Source organism: Desulfoluna sp. CYM3A (assembly GCF_056829965.1).
This window is the reverse complement of the sequence record NZ_CP186556.1, coordinates 5,531,615-5,552,425: the sequence shown is the minus strand read 5'-3', so window position 1 is coordinate 5,552,425 and position 20,811 is coordinate 5,531,615. Positions and strand designations below refer to the sequence as shown.

Below are 20,811 nucleotides of genomic sequence, written 5' to 3'. Positions count from 1 at the left end.
TTCGTTGACGATTAACCAAAACAGGCCGTGGATGATCCATTCGGATCTCCCACGGCCTGTTTTGGTATGTATAGAACGTCAGCCACCACCCCGCAGGTTACATGTGATCCCCTCCCATTACCAGGTGATACCCTCGATTTTTCGGATGAATTTGGTATACGCGATGCGTTCGTTCTGGTGCATGGAATGCACCCTACGGAGCAGGGTACTTCCAATCGTTCTGCTCCATTTCCGACAGCGTCAGAGTGAACCCGACATTTGATGGACATGCGAAGCTTATGAAAATGCCTGCGTAGCCACCAGCCTTGATGGCGGGCGCAGCCCGCGGCGAACGCCCTTGCGCTTTTTCCTGAGGTACGAAGGAAAAAGCGCAAGGGCAATCAGCTTTCGAGGTGTTTTCGCTATTGTGGCTTCGCCACCCTCGCCGCCGGAGGCCTGCTTTTCTCCTACAATCCCTTGCCACAGATATGGTGGGCGGCGATGCGGCCCATGAGGATACAGGAGCCGAGGAAGGTGCCTTCGAGGGAGCCTTTGCCGTGGATGCCCCCACCGCCGAAGCCGGCGGTTTCGCCGGCGGCGTAGAGGCCTTCCATGGGGTCTCCGTCCTTGTTCAGGACCCGGCAGAAGAGGTCGGTCTGGATGCCGCCCAGGCTTTTTCGGCTGAGGATGAACTCGCGCACGGCGATGAGGGGGCGGGCTTTGGGGTCGTCGATTTTTCGAAACTTGCAGGTTCTTAGGCGGTCGCCCCGGTAGGTGCGGAAGTTGGCGATGCGGCGGAGCTGGTCGTCATTGAAAAAGGCCGGGCCCCGGTCAATCTGGGCGTCGTAGGTTTTGACAGCCTCTTTCAGGGCGTCGCGGTCCACGGTCAGGGGGTTGCCCATGTCGTTCATCCTGTCCACCAGCTCATCCAGGGAATTTGCGGCGATGAAGTCCCGGGACTCGGTCAGGAGTCGTTTCACCAGCTCGGTGTTGCCCAAAAGGAGCTCTTTGACAAGGCGCACCTTGTCCCTGTTACGAAAGGCTTTCATGTGCTCGCTCCCGGAGACGGCAAGCTCTTTGGCGGCAATTTTCCAGTTCATGATTTGATAGGAGTATTTTCCGGGCTGCCTGCAGATCTGCTCCACCAGGTAACGGGTGTCGGTGTACCCCACGAGGGGGGCCGGATCCATGATGCGCTCCCCCAGGGCGTTGACCCAGAGGGCAGACCGAGGCGGCACCAGGCTGAGCCCCTTGCCCGGCATATCCGCGTCGGGGTAGTCCACCCCGGCTGCGTAGTGCCACTGCTTGTCCAGGTGGGTGATGGTGGCCCCGGCAGCTGCGGCAGCGTCGTGGATCAGGCCGTCTGCGTAACGGTGGGAGCCGTTAAGGAGCTTGTCCGGGGGCTCGCCCCAGGGGGCGTACCAGTTCTCCCGGACCTTGGACAGATCACCGCCGCACACGCCCCCTGCGGCCAGGATCACGGCCTCGCCCGTGGCGGAAAAAGGCTCCCTGGTCTCCTCCATGGTTCCCCTCACGCCGGTGACGACCCCGGCCCTGAGGTCGAGCGCCTCGACCCTGCATCCGAAATGCACCTCCAGGTTCCTCCGGTGAGGGTGGCCGCTCAACCCGGCTTCCATGGCCTCAATGATCCCGAACCCCGTGCCCCAGGCGATGTGCCAGCGGGGCACTGAATTCCCGGGTTTGAAAAGCCCCCGCTCCGGCCAGTTGACCACGGGAAGGAAGGTGACCTTCCGGTCCTTGAGGAACTCATGGATGATGTCCCCGGACCGGTGCACATACAGCTCGGCCCATTTCCTGGGCCAGTGGGCGTCCTCCTCGAAATCGGCGCAGCTCAGCCAGTCGGCCAGGGCCAGTTCCGGGGAGTCCCGAATTCCGTTTTTTCGCTGCAGGGGCGTATCCACCATCATCACCCCGCCAAAGGACTCCTTGGCAAGGCCCCCGAACCGCTCCGGCACATCCCGGTCCAGGATCACGACCTTTGCCCCCAGCCCGAGGAGCTCAAAGGCGGCGGTCATGCCCGCCAGCCCCCCGCCCACAATCACCACATCCGCTTCAAACCGCCTGTGCGCCATCTCTCCCCCTTGTTCCATCGGTTGATTCAGGATTCACACCAGACATGCTCAGCATTTCCTCCTGTCGGTTAGCCTGAATTAAAAGCAGGCGGCCACCGCGCCAACCTAAAACAGACCACACAGTCTGTTTGTGAATTGTCACACCTTAAAACAATAAAGTAAAGAACTTATCCCACTCAAAGAAACATTGTTCCACAATACAAACGAAAAACATCATCTCCAGCCAGACCCGCAGCGTGGGCGTGCCGTGGCGTTGCCGGTTTCTCGGAGAGGGAATGGATTTTCAGGGAGAACAACTCAGGTAAGACAGGTCCCCGGCGGTCCTGCCGGAGGCAAACGGCATGGTTCCGTTCAAGGTATGGAAGCAGCGGTATGCCGAATAATCGAAGCCCAGGCCTGCCTGAGATGGCGGTAGTGGTCGGGACGGTCCAGGGAGAGGGATTGGATGGCCATACCCCGCAAAAGATAAAGGGAGAGGTCCAGAAGGTCTTTGGCCATGGCATAGGTGGCGGCATCGGGAAGCCGTGAGCGCCAGATGGCGTCCAGCTCGTCGAAAAAGCCTTCGATGACCGGTGTCAACCGAGTCCGCAGATCGTCATCGGTGCGGCAGGCGACGTTGAACTCCACCCAGACATCCCGGTTCGTAATTCTGATAAAAACGGTTCCAGACCTCCTCCAGAATCGTTTCCAGATCAGGGGCTTCGGACGCCAGGTGGCCCCCCACCTCCCGGGCCTCTTCAAGGGCAATGGCCAAAAGGGCCTTGGCACTGTCGGCCACCATGGCCCGCTTGGTCTCATAATGGTGGCTCCAGGCCCCGCGGGAGACGCCGGCCCGGTCCAGAATCCGGGAGAGGCTGGCCCCTGCGTAACCGTAGTCCTGGAGGCACGACAGGGTGGCGTCCACCAGTTTTTTCCGTGTCCTGAGACTTCGCTCCTGTTGGGTGCTCATGGGTTTGGCCTTCCCGTGGGGATCACGTTGCCCTTTCCGGGGGTTGTGTGATAAGTAGCTCGAAGAGAGTGCGGCAGGCCGGGTACCATGCACGAGAAGGACCGAAGCAAGAACAAGACAGGAGTCTTTTCTTTTCGACCCCAAAACCCTGCCGCAGACACCCCAATGGTTCGTAAATAATTCATAGAAATACAGGAAACACACCCCATGGGCAACAAGAAGAGCAAGAAGAACAACGTGGATCCGGAGCGTCAGATGGCCCTGGATGCCCTTCCCCCCAACATCCGGAAAAGCCTCACCGATGAAGAGGTGGAACTCTTCCTCCACGCCGAGGTCTGGCCGGAAGAGATGTGCGAAAAGCTCAACGAATTCCTCAGCCCGGAATAGCGTCGGCATCGCCCCTCCCGGTTTCCCCTTCGCTTCCCGGGGCCCCCACGGGCCCGGCGAAGCGTCTCCGGGGACCGAGCCCAAATCCTTTCACCCCATGGGAGCCACCATGACCTTGTCTGGAAAACGCCAGGACCTTTTGTCCACCCTGCGCAGCCGCACCGGCCACTGGGTCTCCGGAGAAGAACTCAGCGGCGAACTCGGCATCAGCCGTGCCGCCATCTCCAAACACATCTCCGCCATCAAGGGGCTCGGCTACGCCATCTCCTCGGCGCCGGGCAAAGGGTACCTCCTCACCGAAGCCCCCGACCTTCTCCTGGCCGAAGAGGTCCTCTTCGGGCTGGCCACCTCGGTCATGGGAAAAACCGGCATTATCCACCACCACCTCACCGACTCCACCAACACCCGGGCCCGGGAACTGGCTCGCGACGGCGCTCCCGAGGGCACCCTGGTGGTGGCCGAATCCCAGAGCGCGGGCCGCGGCCGGAAAGGTCGCTCCTGGCTGGCCAGGCCCGGGGAAGGCCTCCTCTTCTCCCTTGTGCTGCGCCCGGACATGGACCCGTCACGCGCCGCCCTCATCACCCTGATGACAGCCGTCTCCGTTGCCGAGGCCCTCATCCGCGAGACCGGCATCGATGCTGGGATGAACCTGCCTGAACGACATTCTGGTGGGGGGGAGAAAACTCGCGGGGATCCTCACGGAGATGAGCATGGAGCTCGACGCCGTGGACTACGTCATCACCGGCCTGGGCCTCAACGTCAACACCCCCGCCGAAGCGTTTTCCCCGGACATCCGGGACATCGCCACATCGGTCATGGCCGAATCCTCCGCCACCTTTTCCCGGGTCGCCCTCCTGCAGGCCATTCTCTCCAGCTTTGAAACCCACTACCATACCCTGGCCACCCAGGGCCCGGAGTCCATTCTCACCCGCTGGAAGGAACTCTCCGACATTGTGGGACGACGGGTGCGGGTCTCCATGATGCGTGAAGAGATCGAAGGTCGGGTCACGGACATCGACGCAGACGGCGTGCTGCTGGTAACCACCGATGACGGTGAGGCCCTGCGGATTCTCTCCGGAGATGTCACCTACCTCGACCCTTCCGGGCACTGACGTTACCAGCCCGAAAAACAGCACCCGGCGTTTCCGTGAAACAGGTTGACCACCTTATCGAGCGTTCGCTCTATGCAACCGTCGTTCTATATTCGAAATATCTATTTACCCTTTCTTGAGCCTCCCGAGTCCATATCCAGAACCTCCCTGTGCAAAAACTTTGTATACATAGTTTTTCTTTGACAAAAACCATCGATATCCTTTACCGTCTTATCAATCTAGAAATACCATAGCTGAATAATTCTTTATTTTCGGACTATCATACTCGCCGTACAGCGGGTTAGTAACGAACAATACAGTGTCAAACAAATAGAACGAGACAAGTATAAAGAGTAATCACTGAACAGACACAAAACACAAACGCCCGTTAAATATACGTTGAACAGGAACCGATATTAAAAAAGAGATCACCGATACCAAACGAAACACACCGTACGGACACAAACGTATCTGACATACAATTTACCAGTGGAGGGGAAACCATATGTGGCAATCGCTGAGCACAGGGAAAAAAATCTGGTGCAGTCTGTTGATCCTCATGGCGGGTTACGCCATTACCACGGGCGTCGGGCTCATCGGCGGCTATTCCATGCGGGGGGAGCTGAACCAAGTCTCAGACACCATGTTCCCTGCAGCCATGGAATCGTTGACCACCCTTGCCAAGTTCAAGGCCCAGGTCAAACTCTACGGTGATGCCGTCATGGCCGGTGACACCGAACTCCTCGAAGCTGCTGGGCAGCGAGCAGATGAGGTCATCTCCCACCTGGACGCCATTGCAGGGCTGGACCCTGGAGCAGCACCCGAGGCCCGGGCCCTGGCCCAGCAGATCCGCTCCTTCTCAGATAAAGCCCTTACCATCTACACCCGCGTGGCCGAAGACTTCGAAGGCACGGACACAGAAGCAGCCCGTGAATCCCAGGCCCTGGCCAATGAAACCAAGGTCCTCACCGAGGCCCTGGCCACCTTGTCCAAAACCCGCTCCGAGGCCCTCCAGAGGCGACTCCACGACGTGGGCCAGGAAGCCGGCCACCAGCAGATGATGAACCTGGCCCTGTTCATCGTGGTGGTCGTGGCCACCATCCTTTTTAACCTCATCATCATCCGCCGCTTTATCACCGGGCCCCTGTCGGACACCGTGGAGATGGTCAAAGACATCGCCCAGGGCGAAGGGGACCTCACCAAGCGCCTCACCGTCCACAGCAAGGATGACGTGGGCCAGCTCGCCTTCTGGATGAACAAATTCATCGAGAACCTCCAGAGCATGATTGCCCGCATCGCAGACAACGCCACCTCCCTCAACGACTCCGCCGAAGAACTCACCCGCCTTTCCGGGAACCTCAAAGAGGGGGCCCACGGAGTCAAGTCCAAGTCCGAAGCCGTTTCCACCGCCTCGGACCAGATGAAGGGCAACATGGACTCTGTGGCCGCCGCCATGGAGCAGGCCTCCACCAGCACCACGGCCGTGGCCGCCTCCACCGAAGAGATGACGGCCACCATCCGCACCATCGCCGAAAGCTCGGAAAGGGCCCGGGAAATCACCATGGAAGCCGTGACCCAGTCCCGCAACGCCACCGAGCGCGTGGGTGAGCTGGGCAACCAGGCCGAAGCCATCGGCAAGGTCACCGAGGCCATCACCGACATCTCCGAGCAGACCAACCTCCTGGCCCTGAACGCCACCATTGAGGCGGCCCGTGCCGGTGAATACGGCAAGGGGTTTGCCGTAGTGGCCGCCGAGATCAAGGACCTGGCCCGCCAGACCGCCGATGCCACCCGGGACATCCGGGACACCATCGTCAACATCCAGACCTCCACCCAGGCCACCATCGGGGACATCGAAGGGATCTCCGGGGTCATCGACAAAACCAGCGACATCGTCTCGGAAATCGCCTCCTCCGTGGACTCCCAGGCCCAGACCACCCAGGGCATTGCCGACAACGTCACCCAGATCTCCAGCGGCCTCTCCGAGATCAACGAAAACGTCGCGGCCACCTCCGGCCTCTCCTCCACCATCGCCCAGGACATCGAAGACGTCAGCCACGCCTCCGGCGACATGAACGAGAGCTGCGCCCGATCCGACGAAGGGGTCTCCAGCATCCTGTCCATGAGCGAAAACCTCACCTCCATGGTGGGCCGGTTCAAGGTCTGATCACAGAGAGCCCACGCCAACCTGGAAACAACCATTAAAAAACCTCCGCCGGGCACCGTTGCCTGCGGAGGTTTTTTGCCTTGGTTAGACTGGGTTGTGACTCCCATATCAAAGCAATCCCGCCTCATCACCACCCCCATTGAGAGGCTGCCCCCTGTGCTGTCCATTGAAAACACCCCCCACGTTCTTTTGACGCCCCAGCTCTCCACCATCCCGGCATCTGAGCTTGGCGACGCCATTTGCACCCTCCATGAACACCGCCCCGCCATCATCGGTGCCCTGGATTTTCTATTTACCGGTTACGAAAGGCACGTGCTTATCCCCGTTTGACACCCCCACACCGGGCTGCTAATTCTGGATATCAAATCGTTTCCCCCCGGCAGGGCCGCCGGAGGCCGCTTTTGGAAGCCGAATCGTTACCCTATTTTTTACGGGCACAGCCCGTAAGCATATGTGAGGAGCCCCATAAGCGAGGGGTCGGAGCATATGCGAAACCGGAGAGCCATGCACATCATCCACACCTCGGACTGGCACCTGGGCCAGCACTTCTTCGACCGGGATCGCTTTGAGGAACACGAGGCGTTTCTGCGCTTTCTCCTTGCTACCATTGAAACCCGCCGGGTGGACCTTCTCATTGTCTCCGGCGACATCTTTGACACGGCCAATCCGCCCAGGGAGGCCGAGCGCATGTACTACCGGTTTCTCACCCGCCTTGGGGCCATGGGGACCTGTTCTGCGGTCATTGTGGGAGGCAACCACGATTCAGCCCCCCACCTGGACGCCCCGGCCACGGTGCTGGAGACCCTCAACATCAGGGTGGTGGGAGCCCTGCCAGAAAGCGCGGAAGAGGCGGTCTTTCATGTGCCCTGCCTGCGGGATGAAACCGATCCCGGTGTGTGGGTGGCGGCTGTTCCCTACTTACGGGACCGGGACGTGAGAAAGGCAGTGGCCGGGGAAAGTTTTGACGAGCTGTCGGCGCGAACCCGCGCAGGCATCAGGGCAGCTTATACAGAGATCGCCGGGGTGGCCCGCGCCAGAAGCAACGGCACCCCGGTCATCGGCACCGGCCACCTCACGGCCCTGGGCTCTTCGGTCTCCGACTCGGAGCGCACCATCCACATCGGCAACCTGGGCAGCATCTCCGGAGGAGACTTTCCCGATACCTTCGACTACGTGGCCCTGGGCCACATCCACACACCCCAGGCCGTGGGGGGCAGCCAGACCATCCGGTACTCGGGCAGCCCCATTGCCTTAAGCTTCAGCGAAGCAAGCCAGCCCAAGGAAATTCGGCTTATTAACACGGCAGGCGACACCCTCACCCAGGAGGCCGTCATCGTCCCCACCTTCCGCCCCCTGCTGCGCATCAAAGGCGACGCCGATGCCCTCAAGGAAAGCCTGGCAACCCTTGAGGTAAGCGAAGAAGGCCTCACGCCCTGGGTGGAACTCACCGTCAAAGGGAGCCTTCCCTCCTCCACCCTCAACGAAGAACTGAGGACCCTGGCAGGAGAACACGGCGCAGAGGTCCTCAAGGTGGGTCTTGATACCTCGGGGCGCCCTTCTGCCGAGCTTGCACCGGAGGATCTCTCCATCAACGAGCTGAAACCCGAAGAGGTCTTCCAACGGCGCCTGGAGGCCTATGAGGGCGACGTGCCCGCCGACACCCTGGGCCAGTGCTTTGCTCACCTTCTCACCCTGGCCCAGGAGTCGGAAAAATGAAAATCCTCCACCTTACCTTCCAGAATCTCAACTCCCTGAAAGGCCGTTTCGACATCGATTTTTCCGAAGGCCCCCTGGCCGAAGCAGGCATCTTTGCCATCACCGGCCCCACGGGCTCCGGCAAGACCACCATCCTGGATGCCATCACCCTGGCCCTCTTCGGCAAGGCAGCCCGGTACGACGACAACAAACGCAACAACCCGGAAAACATGATGTCCCGAGGCACCGGGGAGTGCTTTTCTGAAGTGAGCTTTGAGTGCGGAAAGGGAATTTATTCGGCCAGGTGGGACCTTGCCAGGGCCCGCAAAAAACCCGACGGCCGCATCCAGGGGACCAAGCGCCAGCTGGCGGACGCCTCCGGCGATGTGCTGGAGACAAAAATCAGGCTGGTGGACGAGGCCGTCACCGAACTCACCGGTCTCGATTACCACCGGTTTCTCAGATCCGTGCTCCTCGCCCAGGGCCGGTTCAAAGAGTTCCTCGACGCTGGCATCAAAGACCGGGGAGAGCTCCTAGAGCGCATCACCGGCACCGAGATCTACTCGGAGCTGAGCATCCTGGCCCACGAAGCGGCCCGGGAAAAAGAGGAGGCGATCAATGACGCCCGCACCGCTGCCAACCTCATCTCCCTTCTCTCCGAAGAAGACCTGAAACATCTCGCCGAAGAGCACGGCTCCCTTGCCGAACTGAAACAGGCCTTTGAAAGTGAGCTGAAAACCCTCACCGGCCGCCTGGACTGCCACACAGCCTGGGTAAAGGCAACAGCAGAAAAAGAGACCCTCGTAAAAGATCAACAGGCCTGGACAGAGCAAAACACGGGTTTTCAGCCGCAACGTGATAAGCTGAAACGCCATCAGGCAGCGTCCCCCCTTGCCGGGGACCTGAAACTCTGGGCCTCTAAAAATAATACCCTGACAACCCTCAAGGGCCAGCTGGCAGAGCTCAAGACAGCCCACACCAACGCCCGACACGGTGCAGCCACCGCCTTTGCATCGGCAGTTGCGGCCTGCACAAACCAGATCCAGGCCATTGAAACCAGAAGAGGCAAGGGTCTTGCTCAAAAAGAGGCCCTCACGCTTGACATAGCCGCCATGGAAGCCTGGCAGCAAGCCCACAGCAGCGATGAAGCCATCGAAAACGAGCTTGCCAAATTGCGCAACAACGCCGAAGAAATCCGGTCCATGGCCCAGGGCCTGATGGAAGCGGACAAAGCAGCGGGCCTCACCCTTCAATCCATGGATCGCCTCCAAAAAGAGATGGCAACAGCCAACACCGAGGAGGCCCAAGCCAAAAAAGAGCTCGCCGAAAAAGAGAGCATCGCAAAAAACCTGGCCGCAGAGCTTTCCGCCCTCAAGCCCAAGGCAGAGTGGACCCGGCAAAAGGAAGCGGCTGAAAAAATGCGCGGTGCCCTTGAAGAGCTCACACGCCTCATGGACACCCACCTCGCCCTCTGTACGGAACAAGAAACGCTGAAGGCCCAGCGATCAGAGCAGGAGGCCGAAAAAAAACGCCTGGACGCCGAAGCTGCCGAGTTGTGCAAAGCCCTGGAGACCGAACGAAGGATCCTTTCTCACAAAGAAGTGCTCCACACCCAGGCCACTGTCATCGCCAGCCTGGAGGAAAGAAGATTACAACTCGTGCCCGGAGAGGCGTGCCCTCTGCGGGCCACGACCACCCCTTAAGACACGACCTCCCAAAACCCTCGGACACCGAAGCGGCTTTAAAAACACAAGAAAAACCGTGGCCGACCTGGAGAAAAAAGAGCGGCACTATGAAAAATGCCTCACGGCCACCGCCGCCACCCTCAAAGGCCTTGATGCGCAGCTCACATCCCAGGAGAAAAAAGCCAGCGAGATAAGCAAAAATGTTTCCCGCATCACGTCTGAGAAGACCATTGAAATAGCCATCGGTGACCGGCCGAAACTTGATGCCCTGATCTCCAAAAACAGAGAAACACTCGACGCCATTGGCCGCCAGCTCAGCAGCATCGAAACCCTGGAGACCAAACTCACCGCAGCCGAAAAAGCGTGCATCGCAGCCCGCGGAAAAAGCGAGGCCATCGCTGCCCGGCTCGTGCAGCTGAACGCCTCCCTGGCCGACACAGCCGCCCGCCTTGAAGAGCAAAGGGCTCACCAGGCGCGACTCAAAAAGGACACCCACCAGGCCCTATCCGCCTTTGGGCAGTCCCTTGCCCGGTGGGACCTTACGGCAACATCACCCGAAGAGGCGTCCAAGGCCCTTGCCGCCCTGGAAACCCGGGCTGCAACCTGGAGATCAAAGGGAGATGCGCTGAAAACGGCCCGGCATACCCTGACAACCACCGAGGCCGGCCTTGCCACCCTTGCCGATCAAATCACCCGCATCAAAACAGAACGCAGCGAATGGACCGATAAAAGCACCCCCTTCAGCGACATCGAGGTTGCCCCCTCCACGGTACCCGACGCGCTCCTTGCAGACCCAGCACGCCGCACCCTCTGCGAGAAGGCCCTCACCACGCTCTCCGCCCTTGCCACCCGCATCGCCACCACCGAACGTGAGCTTGCCGATGGCGAAACATCACGGGAAGCGTTTCACGTGGAACTGACCGCCAATGTCATCAAACGGGGTTTTTCAGACATCACGGACCTGGAATCGGCCCTCCTGGATGAAGACACCCTGGCAGGCCTCCAAGCCGAAAGCCAGCGCCTCGAAACCCAGAAAGTCCGCCTGGAGACCCTGACCCGCCAGACCGAAGAGGCCCTGGCCCGTCTCGCCGAGAAAAAGCCGCCCACAGATGAAGAAGCTTTAGAGCTCACCCGGCTGAAACAGGAAAAAGAGAAGGAACGGGACAACCTCTTGAAACGCATGGGCGAAATAAGCGCCGCCCTTGCCGCAGACAAAAAAGCCCGTGCAGACCAGGCCGATCAGCTCAAACAAATCGACGCATTGGAAGCCGAAGCCCGCCCCTGGCTGGTTCTGAAAGACCTCATCGGCTCCTCCAACGGAAGCAAGTTTTCCACCTTTGCCCAGGGCCTTACCCTGGCCCAGCTGGTGAGCCTGGCCAACAGGCACCTCGTCACCTTGAACCCCCGCTACGAGATCCAGCGAATCCCGGGGGAAGACCTGGAACTCGAAATCATCGACCGCTACCAGGCCGATGCCGTGCGCCCCACCAAGAGCCTCTCCGGTGGCGAGTCCTTTCTCGTGAGCCTCGCCCTGGCCCTGGGCCTCTCGGAAATGGCCGGCCGAAAAACCCGCATCGAAAGCCTCTTCATCGACGAAGGCTTCGGAAGCCTCGACTCAGATACCCTGGACACGGCCCTGGCCGCCCTGGAAAACCTGCGCCTGTCAAGCCGCACCATCGGCGTCATCTCCCACGTGGAACTCCTCAAAAACCGCCTGGGAACCCAGATCGAAGTGACCCGCACAGCCGACGGCCACGCCACGCTGGCGATTGTGGATGGATAGCTAAGGGAAAAAGCCTCCGGCGGCGAGGTGGAGCCACCTCGAAAGCTGATTGCGCGTGCGCATTTTCCTTCGTTCCTCAGAAAAATGCGCACGCGCCTTCGGCTCGGGCTTCGCCCGATACGTGAGCTGGCAGTTTGTACAAACGGTCCCACAAGCATTGGAAGGCCAGGATGCGCTATCGTAACCCGTTAAGAATCAGCTTTAACCGGCCTGCTTCCGGCGACAAGGTTTAGCGCCTTGAAAGCACAGGCCGCAGGCAAAGACAAACCGCTTATCGCGCCGTAGCCCGTTGACGTAGAACAAATAGTGCCACATAGACACGAGCACAGGTGGTTTCCTCGGGTCAACTCACATCCCACCTCAACATCCTTGTCCCCTGGAGCGCCGCACTCCTGTGCGGCACGGGTAACGACGGACTAAAATGCCGCACCGGAGTGCGGCGCTCCGTTTTGGTCGATCTTTCGTGGTTGTTTTGGAATCCGTGGCAGGGCAACGGAAGGCACACACCGAATCGTTACTTTTTAATTTTGCTCTTCCCTTGAATCTTGGCATTTCGCCGACTATGTAGTCTATTAGTGAATAACGTATAAAAGAACGGTTTCAACGTTCCGATAAACACGGGCGAAGCCCGTCAGCGAATGGGACAACCCGAGGCACGAGGGTTGGAGCATTCGCAATCCTGGGGTCAAGGGGCTCAGCCCCTTGCCGCCGGAGGCACGCTTTTCCACCGACGTTAACCATAGAAAGGCTCGCTTTTCATCATGACCGAAACCCTTTGTGGAGAGATTGTTCGCACCACGTTTACCAGTGAGGAGACGGGGTTTACCATTGCCAAGGTAAAGGTGAAGGGGCGTGGTGAAGTGACCATGGTGGGGCCGCTCATGGGGCCTCCGGACGGTACGTTTATCGAGGCATTGGGGCGATTTGAATCCCACTCCCAGTACGGGTTGCAGTTCAAAGTCGACAGATTCTCCACGGCCCTGCCGGTGACGCCCAAGGGCATCGAAAAGTACCTGGCGTCCAAGGCCATCCACGGCATCGGACCAAAAATGGCCGAAAAGCTTGTGGCGGCCTTTGGAACCAAGACCCTGGAGGTCATCGACAAGGAGCCGGAAAAGCTTCTGGATGTGGAGGGCATCGGCAAAAAGAAGGCCGAGCAGATCTTGTCCGGCTGGGAAGAACAGATGGACGTGCGCCAGGTGATGGTGTTTCTCCACTCCCACGGGGTGGGATCTGCCTTTGCCACCCGCATTGTGAAGGCCTTCGGCAAAAAGGCGGTGTCTGTTGTGACGCGAAACCCTTACGCCCTGGCCACGGAGGTGGCGGGTATCGGGTTTCTTACGGCGGACCGCATTGCGCGCTCCACCGGGTTTGCCATGGACGCCCCCCAGAGGATCCATGCGGGGCTTCTCTACGTCCTCTCCCACGCCACGGACGAGGGCCATCTTTTCCTGCCCGCGGACCAGCTCCTCCAAAAGGCCGTAGAGCTTCTTCAGCTCCCGGCCGAGCCCATCGGGCAAGGCATCGCCCATCTTGCCGAACACGAAAAGGTGATCACCAAAAAGGTGGACAACCCGGAGATCAGTGAGGCCGTCTACCTGCCCTGGCTCTTTCACTCGGAGCGGGGCATCGCCAACACCCTTGCCCAGGTGGCACGGGGAAAAAAATTTCCGGTGTTCGAAGATGCCCAAGGAGAAGTGGCTGCCATGGAAAAACGCCTCTCCATCCGCCTTGCCCCCCGCCAGCGGGAGGCGGTGCAAGGAGCCCTCACGGCCAAGGCCATGGTCATCACTGGCGGCCCGGGCACGGGCAAGACCACCATCATCAAAGCCATATTGAAAATCTACCACAAGGCCGGTGCCAGGATGCTCCTGGCCGCCCCCACGGGCCGTGCGGCCAAGCGCATGACCGAATCCACGGGCTTTCCGTCCAAGACCATCCACCGGCTCCTCGAATTCAGTTTCCAAAAGGGAGGCTTTCAGCGAAACCGGGAGAACCCCCTCCTGCGACGTCCTGGTGGTGGACGAGGCCTCCATGATCGACGTGCCCCTGATGTTTAACCTCTTGAAAGCCGTGCCCGACACCGCCACCCTCATCCTGGTGGGGGACGTGCATCAGCTGCCCCCGGTGGGCCCGGGCAACGTGCTCCGGGACATCATCGCCTCCAAATGCATCCCGGTCACCACCCTCACCGAAATCTTCCGGCAGGCTGAAAAAAGCCTCATCGTGGTCAACGCCCACCGCATCAACAAAGGGGAAAAACCTTTTTCCGGTACCCGGGAGCCGGGCGGGGATTTTTTCATCATCGAGAGAAACGACCCCGAGGCCGTGGCCCGCACCATTGTCGAGCTTGTGGCCCGGCGGATTCCCCGGCGCTTTAACCTGAACCCCATGGAAGACATCCAGCTCCTCACCCCCATGCACCGGGGCTCTCTGGGGGGCGAACGCCTCAATCAGCTCCTCCAGGACACCCTCAACCCCAGGCCCCCGGGAGCCCCGGACGAAGCCGGGTTCAGGTTCCGCCTTGGGGACAAGGTGATGCAGCTTAAAAACAACTACGACAAAGACGTCTTCAACGGGGACATCGGCCGCGTCGTGGACGCAGACCCGGCCGCAAAACGCGTCACCGCACGGTTCGACGACAACCAGGTCACCTACGAGGCCGCCGAGCTGGACGAGATCACCCTGGCCTACGCCGTCTCCATCCATAAATCCCAGGGATCGGAATACCCGGCCGTGGTCATCCCCGTCTCCACCCAGCACCAGATCATGCTCCAGAGGAACCTCATCTACACCGGCATCACCCGAGGCAAAGAGCTCGTGGTCCTCGTGGGCTCCTATAAGGCCCTTGCCATCGCCGTCCGTACCAACAAAACCATCAAGCGCTTTACCCGATTGACGGAACTGCTTCAAACGGTTGTGTAGCGGCAGGAAAAACCATGCCTCCGGCGGCGAGGTGGAGCCACCTCGAAAGCTGATTGCGCGTGGGCATTTTTCTTCGTTCCTCAGAAAAATGCCCACGCGCCTTCGGCTCGGGCTTCGCCCGACACAACCGCTGAAGGTGTGTGCGGCCTGGCTCACAAGGTTCGACCCAACTGGATACGTTGTCGTTACTTGACCATTATGGATTTAACCGCACTGCCTCCAACGGCCCTGCCGCGAGGCAAGGAGTTCAGATGTTCGAGAAACGTAACTATTCAGCTCGCCTCCGACGGGTCACTTTTTTGAAAAAAAGCCCCGCACAAAAACGTTCCAAAAGACGTGATGAATTTCTTTCGGCGAAGCCTGGAGTGACGTTCTTAATACCTGTTTGTCAAACTTTTTAAAAGTTTGGCCCCCGGCAGGGCCGCCGGAGGCAAACTGGAACTGAATAGCTATCTTGATTTTTCCCGAAAGGATGCCCATGAACCCCATGTTAGCCACTCTCTTCCGCCACATTCTCAGAAGCCTTCTGCGGCTCCGCGTTCTTTGGCTGCGCACCCTCAAGCGAGGGCCCCACGGCGAGGCGCCTCACCACCTCTCCCCAGCGGAGCTTGCGGCGCTCGGAAATAAAGACGGCCGGTTCAAGCGGCTTTTTTCGCCGACGCGCACGCCCCAGGTCACCGAGTCTTCCTGTTCGGCGGCGGCCGTGGCCTGCGTTATCAACGCCATGGATGAAGGGGAAAAACCGCGCATCCAAAACCAGATGGATCTTCTGGAGACGATCCGTGCCGGGCGCTGGAAGGAGCGCCTTTCGCCGGAAGGATGGCAAGGCCGCCGGGGGCTGCCCCTGGAGGTCCCTGGGGAGGTGGTACCGGCGGCCTGGCTGACCACGGACATTCACGCCGACCGAGGTGGTGCCCTTTTACCCGGAAGAGTCCCTGGAAACCCGCATGGCACTGGCCGGAACCCTTCTGGATCGGTTTGCCAACGACCCCGGCCTCTATCTCATCGCCCACTTTAGCCTGCAAGGTGCCTTCCTGCCGGCGACCATTCCCCACATCTCGCCAGTGGGCCGCTGGAACCCCGAGACACAGACCGTCCTCATGCTGGACGTGGACCCGGACCAGCCCGTCCCCTACGCAGGCTTCCTCTGCCCGCTTCTACGGCATCGCCAGTCACTACGGGGGCCTCCTGAAGCCCTACGGATACGGCCACGGCGGCCTGGTGGTCATCACAGCCGACTAGGCGCATGCTCCCGTCCCTTCGTTCCTCAGGGGCGTCACATGTGCTCATGGGCTGCGCCCGTGGGACAGTTGCCAAACGGCCTTCATCGTATTTCCAGAAGAATAAAATCAACCTCTCCTTCAAAAACGGTTGCGACACATCCACGCCAACGCCCCAGAACACTGACATAATGACTGCCTTCATGCATTCGCCACAGGGTTTCCAGGTGCCCCCACCGGGCCGCCGAAGGCAACTGAATTTTTACATGCGTTGCCCCTGGCCGGAAGCATTGCTCTTCTTGTCCCCACCTGGTTGTTGTGATAAAGGATATTTGCATCTGCTTACAATGGAATCAGGAAGAAAAGGCGGGTGCAACAGCACCGGCATCAGGGGCTGAGGCCCTTCTCTGCCGGGCCCTCACCCACCCACAATGAGGAATAGCGGATGAAACCGATACTCTCCGTCACGCTCATCGCCCTGGCCGCCATTGTTGCCATCCTTTCCTGGCGTTGGTTTTGCCCCCATCACCTTATCCGAGCAGACCATCCCCTCTTTCAGCTTTGCGTACAAAAAACAGACGGGCAATTACCGCCAAAGCGGGCGAACCATGAACGACATGTACCGGGAACTCGATAAGGAGGGCATCTCCACCACGCAAGGGGTGGGCCTCTACTTCGACAACCCCAGAAAAGTGGAGGTAAAGAACCTGCGTTCCCTGGCCGGATGCATCCTGCCTGACGAAAGCATTGAAAAGTGGGAAGGGCTTCGGGCAGACTACCTGATCGGCACCATTCCCGGCGCAACCCTGCCGGTGATCACCTTCCCTTACAGAGGAAAGCTCTCGGTGGTGCTGGGGACCTTGAAGGTCTACCCAAGGCTCAATGCATGGTTCAAAACCCACCCTGATCAAAAAGGGCCGGTCATGGAGATTTACGATGTGTCCAAAGGGGAGATTCGATACGTTGTGACACGCCCCATGGGGGGCGAGGTGCTGGATGCGCTCTGGCGGGCAGAGCGGCCTTAAGGCAATAAAAAAAGGGATCCAGAAAACTGGATCCCTTTAATATGCATGGTAGGCACGACCAGACTTGAACTGGTGACTTCTACCGTGTCGGGGTAGCGCTCTACCAACTGAGCTACGCGCCTTCAGGTGTTACCTGTAAAAACAAGATACATTTAGCAGCGATGGGCCGGGAGTGTCAAGGGAAAAAGACCGAGCGCCCGAAAAACAGACCATCCCCGAGGTATTTCTCAAAACCTCCTCTCCAAAGGAGGATATGCCCTTACTGCATGAAGGTGTTTTTCCCTCCGGCCACCATGTCCACCTTGATGTGATCCCTGGAGACCTCGGAAAGGGTAATGGAAAACCCGTTGTAGTTCCTGGCCAGGAGCTGCTCGGCGAGCAGCCTGCCTTCCCCTGTGAAGTTCACCACCATCACCGCCCGCTCGATGCGACGCTCCCTGGGCCTTACGGAAATCACCCCTTTGAGCCCCTCCATATCGCGGGAGAGCTGGGTAAAATTCTCGAAAAAATTGGTGCCCTCCACCACCACCTCAATCATGGTGGTGCGGCTCTTCTTCTCCTTCATGGCGTCCACGATCTGGGCCGAAAGATCCCGGCCTGCGTCTGCGGCCGCATCGCTCATGGCCCGGGTGCCTACGTCCACAGGGTCGGTGCCCACGGCAATGCTGGCTCTGAGAACACCGTCTGTGGACCGGTCCGAGCCCACAAGAAACCCTTCCAACTCAACGGACGCCCTGATGGATCGTTCATCCCCCATGACGTTTCCGGACGGCTCGGTCCAGGCCCGTCCAACCACCACCACATCGGCACCAAAGGCCCGGCCGATGCGCAAGGCCTCCTCCCGGTGCACCAGCCCGTCGGGCCCCAGGGGAGTCGCGTCGTCGATGATCGCCCGATGGGGAAGCACCTCAAAGCCACGTTTGGCCATAATGCCTGTAATGGCATCATCGGAGACCGTGGAGATAATGGACATGCCCGGCCCCCACCAGTGCACAAAAGAGTCGCTACCCGACAGCTTTTCCGAGACCAGGAACAGCAGCTTGGGCTTGTCCGTGCCCTCAAGGACGATGCCCGAAGAGGTGAGACGCTCTTCCAGGCGATCCATGGCCACGGAGGCTTCCACGGCCACATGGTAATAGGTGCCGGAACGTCGCTCCGCCACCACCTTGTATCCGTCGATGTAGGTTGCAGGGGACTCGGTGAGTATCTCGGTCACCGCCTCGAAGTGTGCTGCCACGGCCCGATCCGAGAGGATATCAAACAACGCCTCTTCCACGGCGGTGTACAATCCCTCCTTAACCGCCTTGTCCTTGGCGTCCGGGATGTTGCTGCGGGCAATCACGCCCTTGCCCAGGGCAAGAAAGACCTTGAGGGAGCCTTCCCCTTCCGCACGCAGGGCGCAGGGCAGTGTCAGGGAAAGGGCGAGAAGCATGGCCATAGTCCATGAAAAGATCCGTTTCTGCATCAGGTGCTCCATCCTTTATGATTTTCGTCCCAGGCTGTAGTCCCCCACGAGAAGCAACAGCTCTTTTTCACGGCTGTGGGGAAGCCCTTCCAACGCTTTCTTGGCCTGTGCCACGTGGTCGCTGGCGCAACGCTCGGTGTACCCGATGCCGTCAAGTCTTGTGAGCATGGCCACCAGCTCGGCAAAGGCGTCCGCTGTAAAATCGGGGTCGGCCATGATGGCCTCCATGCGCTCTTTCTCACCGTTGGAGGCTTTGGAAAGGGCATAGATCACCGGCAGGGTGAGTTTTCCTTCCCTGAGGTCCGCCCCGGGCTCCTTGCCCAGGCTGGCCAGGTCCGCGGTGTAATCCAGCAAGTCGTCGGCCATCTGAAAAGCCATGCCGATGTGCCATCCGTAGCGCCCCAGGGCGTCCACCACCTCGTCGGGCTGACCGGCCAGGTGAGCGCCGGTCACGCAGGCCCCTTTGAGAAGCACGGCGGTCTTGCGCTCGATGACATCCAGGTACTCGGCCTCGGTGAGGTCCATGCGCCCTTTGTTGTAAAGCTGCTGGATCTCCCCCTGGCTCATGGCCTCGGTGATCCCGCAGATCTCGTCAATAACGGCAAAATTGCGGGTCTCGGCCGTGAGCGTAAGGCACCGGGCCAGGATAAAATCCCCGGTAAGGACCGCCTCGGGAGCTCCGAACACCCCGTGGGCCGCGGGCTTGCCCCGCCGCATCACCGCCTCGTCCACCAGGTCGTCGTGGATAAGGGTGGCAGCGTGAAGGTACTCAAAGAGCACGGAGTAGCGGGCAAGGTCCTGGCGATCGGACCCGCAGGCCCGGGCAGCCAGGATCATCAGCAGGGGGCGAAGGCGTTTCCCCCCGGAAAAGAGGAGGTGCCCCGCCACCTCTCCGGCCAGCTCAGCCCAGGGATTCAGGTTCTCTTTCAACGCGGCTTCGATGGCGGCAAGCTCGCCGGCCACCTCGCCCAGGATTCTCGCCTTCAAATCGCTCATACCACTTCTCCTGACAAATCGTAGACGATGGCGTCCGTGATGCGGACGTCCACAAAGGAACCGACGGTGATCCCGTCACCGTAGACAAAGGTGACGCCGTCCACCTCCGGGGCCTGAAAAAAGGTGCGGCCGACAAAGACGCCCTCTTCGGGGTTCTCCTCGATGAGCACCTTGGTGACCATGCCCACCCGCGCCATGTTCCGGCGGGCCGAGATCTCCTCCTGGGCGGCCATGAGGGTGTCCTGCCGCATCTGGGCGACCTCTTCGTCCACATGGTCGGGAAGGGCGTGGGAGGCCTGCTCTTCGGAATCGGAATAGGTAAAGACACCCAGGTGGTCGAACTCCACCTCGGTGATGAAATCGAGCAGCTCCTGAAAATCCTCTTCGGTCTCCCCGGGAAAGCCCACGATGAGGGTGGTGCGCAGGGCCACGCCCGGGACCTCTTTTCGGAGCCGTGCAAAAAGGGCCTTCAGGTCCGCCTGGGTGTAATGGCGGCCCATCTTCTTGATGATGGGATCCGAGGCGTGCTGGATGGGGATGTCAAAGTAGGCGCAGACATTCTCCCTGTCGGCGGCCAGCTTGATGGTGGCATCGTCCAGGGTGTCCGGAAAAGCGTAGAGGAACCGGATCCACGCGTCCGGTGCCTGGTCGGACAGGGTCTCCAGCACCTCGGCGAGCTTACCGGGTTCGCCCAGGTCCTCCCCGTAATCGGTGGTGCTCTCGGCCACGAGGTTCAGCTCCTGAACACCCGCGTCCAGAAGGCGCCCTGCTTCGGCCGTAATATCCGCAACGGAGCGGCTGCGGTACCGGCCCCTGAGGCTGGGGATGATGCAGTAGGTGCAGTGCCTGCTGCAGCCCTCGGCGACCTTGAGGTAAGCCAGGGGGCCTGTGGTGGTGATGCGCGGCGAATGGGTCCGGGCTGGGGAGGTGCTGTTGGGATCGGGAAACAGGCAGGTGGCTTTGCCTATGCGCCCGTCCACGGCCATGAGCCGGTTAACCTCCTCGGCGATGCGCTCGTACCCACCGGTGCCGATGAACAGGTCCACCTCGGGAAGCTCGGGCACGGCATCTTCCTTGAATCGCTGGGGAAGGCAGCCCGCCACCACCAGGTAGCGACAGGTCCCCTTTTTTTTGTACTCCGCCATCTCCAGGATGGTGTCGATGGATTCGTCCACGGCGGACGTAATGAAGCTGCAGGTGTTGATGATGATGACATCCGCCTCTTCCGGTGAATCGATGATGGTGCAGCGGGCCTCGGTGAGGTGGCCCAGCATCACTTCGCTGTCGACGAGGTTGCGCGCGCAACCCAGGCTGACCAGGTAAATGTTCATGGGATCTTAAAAAAACTCCT

At 60.0% G+C, this 20,811-nt stretch carries 16 protein-coding genes, 1 tRNA gene and 2 pseudogenes; 12 read left to right on the top strand and 7 right to left on the bottom strand.

What is annotated here, in order from left to right:
• Nucleotides 1–446: 446 nt before the first annotated feature.
• From ACOYW1_RS28035 to ACOYW1_RS28025, 3 genes are all read right to left on the bottom strand, one after another.
• Nucleotides 447–2,072, bottom strand: coding sequence for an FAD-binding dehydrogenase (locus ACOYW1_RS28035; protein ID WP_482420572.1), 1,626 nt, complete (start codon nt 2,070–2,072; stop codon nt 447–449).
• 351 nt (nt 2,073–2,423) lie between these two features.
• Complete coding sequence (locus ACOYW1_RS28030) at nt 2,424–2,699, bottom strand: hypothetical protein (RefSeq protein ID WP_482420571.1); 276 nt, start codon at nt 2,697–2,699, stop codon at nt 2,424–2,426.
• Nucleotides 2,668–3,021: a TetR family transcriptional regulator gene (locus tag ACOYW1_RS28025; RefSeq protein WP_482420570.1), complete on the bottom strand. Its 354-nt coding sequence runs from the start codon at nt 3,019–3,021 to the stop codon at nt 2,668–2,670. The genes ACOYW1_RS28030 and ACOYW1_RS28025 overlap by 32 nt, the downstream gene beginning before the upstream one ends.
• 207 nt (nt 3,022–3,228) lie before the next feature.
• On the opposite strand from ACOYW1_RS28025, the gene ACOYW1_RS28020 reads away from it, so the two are divergent.
• The 12 genes and pseudogenes from ACOYW1_RS28020 (at nt 3,229) to ACOYW1_RS27965 (ending at nt 16,999) form a co-directional block, all read left to right on the top strand.
• Nucleotides 3,229–3,408, top strand: coding sequence for a hypothetical protein (locus tag ACOYW1_RS28020; protein ID WP_180138406.1), 180 nt, complete (start codon nt 3,229–3,231; stop codon nt 3,406–3,408).
• A pseudogene (locus tag ACOYW1_RS28015) lies at nt 3,323–4,045 on the top strand (biotin--[acetyl-CoA-carboxylase] ligase); the annotation flags it as partial. The gene ACOYW1_RS28020 and the pseudogene ACOYW1_RS28015, both read left to right, overlap by 86 nt.
• A gap of 67 nt (nt 4,046–4,112) precedes the next feature.
• Nucleotides 4,113–4,520 (top strand): biotin--[acetyl-CoA-carboxylase] ligase, encoded by a 408-nt coding sequence (locus ACOYW1_RS28010; protein WP_482420569.1) that lies wholly within the window; start codon nt 4,113–4,115, stop codon nt 4,518–4,520.
• 484 nt (nt 4,521–5,004) lie between these two features.
• Nucleotides 5,005–6,666, top strand: coding sequence for a methyl-accepting chemotaxis protein (locus ACOYW1_RS28005; protein ID WP_482420568.1), 1,662 nt, complete (start codon nt 5,005–5,007; stop codon nt 6,664–6,666).
• 96 nt (nt 6,667–6,762) lie between these two features.
• Nucleotides 6,763–6,996 (top strand): CcdB family protein, encoded by a 234-nt coding sequence (locus ACOYW1_RS28000; protein WP_482420567.1) that lies wholly within the window; start codon nt 6,763–6,765, stop codon nt 6,994–6,996.
• Nucleotides 6,997–7,170: 174 nt separating this feature from the next.
• Nucleotides 7,171–8,382, top strand: coding sequence for an exonuclease SbcCD subunit D C-terminal domain-containing protein (locus ACOYW1_RS27995; RefSeq protein WP_482420566.1), 1,212 nt, complete (start codon nt 7,171–7,173; stop codon nt 8,380–8,382).
• Entirely contained in the window at nt 8,379–10,064 is a 1,686-nt protein-coding gene (locus tag ACOYW1_RS27990) for an AAA family ATPase (protein ID WP_482420565.1), read from the top strand. Before ACOYW1_RS27995 ends, ACOYW1_RS27990 begins: the two co-directional genes overlap by 4 nt.
• Before the next feature lie 58 nt (nt 10,065–10,122).
• Complete coding sequence (locus tag ACOYW1_RS27985) at nt 10,123–11,829, top strand: SbcC/MukB-like Walker B domain-containing protein (RefSeq protein ID WP_482420564.1); 1,707 nt, start codon at nt 10,123–10,125, stop codon at nt 11,827–11,829.
• A 761-nt stretch (nt 11,830–12,590) separates the two neighbouring features.
• Nucleotides 12,591–14,039, top strand: a pseudogene (gene recD2, locus ACOYW1_RS27980) (SF1B family DNA helicase RecD2); the annotation flags it as partial.
• Nucleotides 14,040–14,220: 181 nt separating this feature from the next.
• Nucleotides 14,221–14,754: an ATP-binding domain-containing protein gene (locus ACOYW1_RS27975; RefSeq protein WP_482423838.1), complete on the top strand. Its 534-nt coding sequence runs from the start codon at nt 14,221–14,223 to the stop codon at nt 14,752–14,754.
• A 478-nt stretch (nt 14,755–15,232) separates the two neighbouring features.
• Nucleotides 15,233–15,772, top strand: a complete 540-nt coding sequence (locus tag ACOYW1_RS27970) for a hypothetical protein (RefSeq protein WP_482420563.1) — start codon at nt 15,233–15,235, stop codon at nt 15,770–15,772.
• Between the two features lie 693 nt (nt 15,773–16,465).
• Complete coding sequence (locus ACOYW1_RS27965) at nt 16,466–16,999, top strand: GyrI-like domain-containing protein (RefSeq protein ID WP_482420562.1); 534 nt, start codon at nt 16,466–16,468, stop codon at nt 16,997–16,999.
• Between the two features lie 46 nt (nt 17,000–17,045).
• On the opposite strand, the gene ACOYW1_RS27960 is transcribed toward ACOYW1_RS27965, so the two are convergent.
• The 4 genes from ACOYW1_RS27960 to rimO all read right to left on the bottom strand — a co-directional run bounded on the left by ACOYW1_RS27960 (nt 17,046) and on the right by rimO (nt 20,791).
• Nucleotides 17,046–17,121 (bottom strand) — tRNA-Val (locus ACOYW1_RS27960).
• A gap of 137 nt (nt 17,122–17,258) precedes the next feature.
• The gene (locus ACOYW1_RS27955; RefSeq protein WP_482420561.1) at nt 17,259–18,464 is read right to left on the bottom strand and encodes a hypothetical protein; all 1,206 of its coding nucleotides are present in this window, start codon (nt 18,462–18,464) and stop codon (nt 17,259–17,261) included.
• Between the two features lie 15 nt (nt 18,465–18,479).
• On the bottom strand, nt 18,480–19,460 hold the full coding sequence (locus tag ACOYW1_RS27950; RefSeq protein WP_482420560.1) for a polyprenyl synthetase family protein: 981 nt from the start codon (nt 19,458–19,460) through the stop codon (nt 18,480–18,482).
• Complete coding sequence (rimO, locus tag ACOYW1_RS27945; protein WP_482420559.1) at nt 19,457–20,791, bottom strand: 30S ribosomal protein S12 methylthiotransferase RimO; 1,335 nt, start codon at nt 20,789–20,791, stop codon at nt 19,457–19,459. Before rimO ends, ACOYW1_RS27950 begins: the two co-directional genes overlap by 4 nt.
• Nucleotides 20,792–20,811 lie beyond the last annotated feature (20 nt).

Coding starts and splice junctions, on each gene's coding strand:
- ACOYW1_RS28035 (WP_482420572.1), bottom strand. CDS start 2,072: ATGGCGCACAGGCGGTTTGAAGCGGATGTGGTGATTGTGGGCGGGGGG.
- ACOYW1_RS28025 (WP_482420570.1), bottom strand. CDS start 3,021: ATGAGCACCCAACAGGAGCGAAGTCTCAGGACACGGAAAAAACTGGTG.
- ACOYW1_RS28020 (WP_180138406.1), top strand. CDS start 3,229: ATGGGCAACAAGAAGAGCAAGAAGAACAACGTGGATCCGGAGCGTCAG.
- ACOYW1_RS28010 (WP_482420569.1), top strand. CDS start 4,113: ATGAGCATGGAGCTCGACGCCGTGGACTACGTCATCACCGGCCTGGGC.
- ACOYW1_RS28005 (WP_482420568.1), top strand. CDS start 5,005: ATGTGGCAATCGCTGAGCACAGGGAAAAAAATCTGGTGCAGTCTGTTG.
- ACOYW1_RS27995 (WP_482420566.1), top strand. CDS start 7,171: ATGCACATCATCCACACCTCGGACTGGCACCTGGGCCAGCACTTCTTC.
- ACOYW1_RS27990 (WP_482420565.1), top strand. CDS start 8,379: ATGAAAATCCTCCACCTTACCTTCCAGAATCTCAACTCCCTGAAAGGC.
- ACOYW1_RS27975 (WP_482423838.1), top strand. CDS start 14,221: ATGGAAGACATCCAGCTCCTCACCCCCATGCACCGGGGCTCTCTGGGG.
- ACOYW1_RS27970 (WP_482420563.1), top strand. CDS start 15,233: ATGAACCCCATGTTAGCCACTCTCTTCCGCCACATTCTCAGAAGCCTT.
- ACOYW1_RS27955 (WP_482420561.1), bottom strand. CDS start 18,464: ATGCAGAAACGGATCTTTTCATGGACTATGGCCATGCTTCTCGCCCTT.
- ACOYW1_RS27950 (WP_482420560.1), bottom strand. CDS start 19,460: ATGAGCGATTTGAAGGCGAGAATCCTGGGCGAGGTGGCCGGCGAGCTT.
- rimO (WP_482420559.1), bottom strand. CDS start 20,791: ATGAACATTTACCTGGTCAGCCTGGGTTGCGCGCGCAACCTCGTCGAC.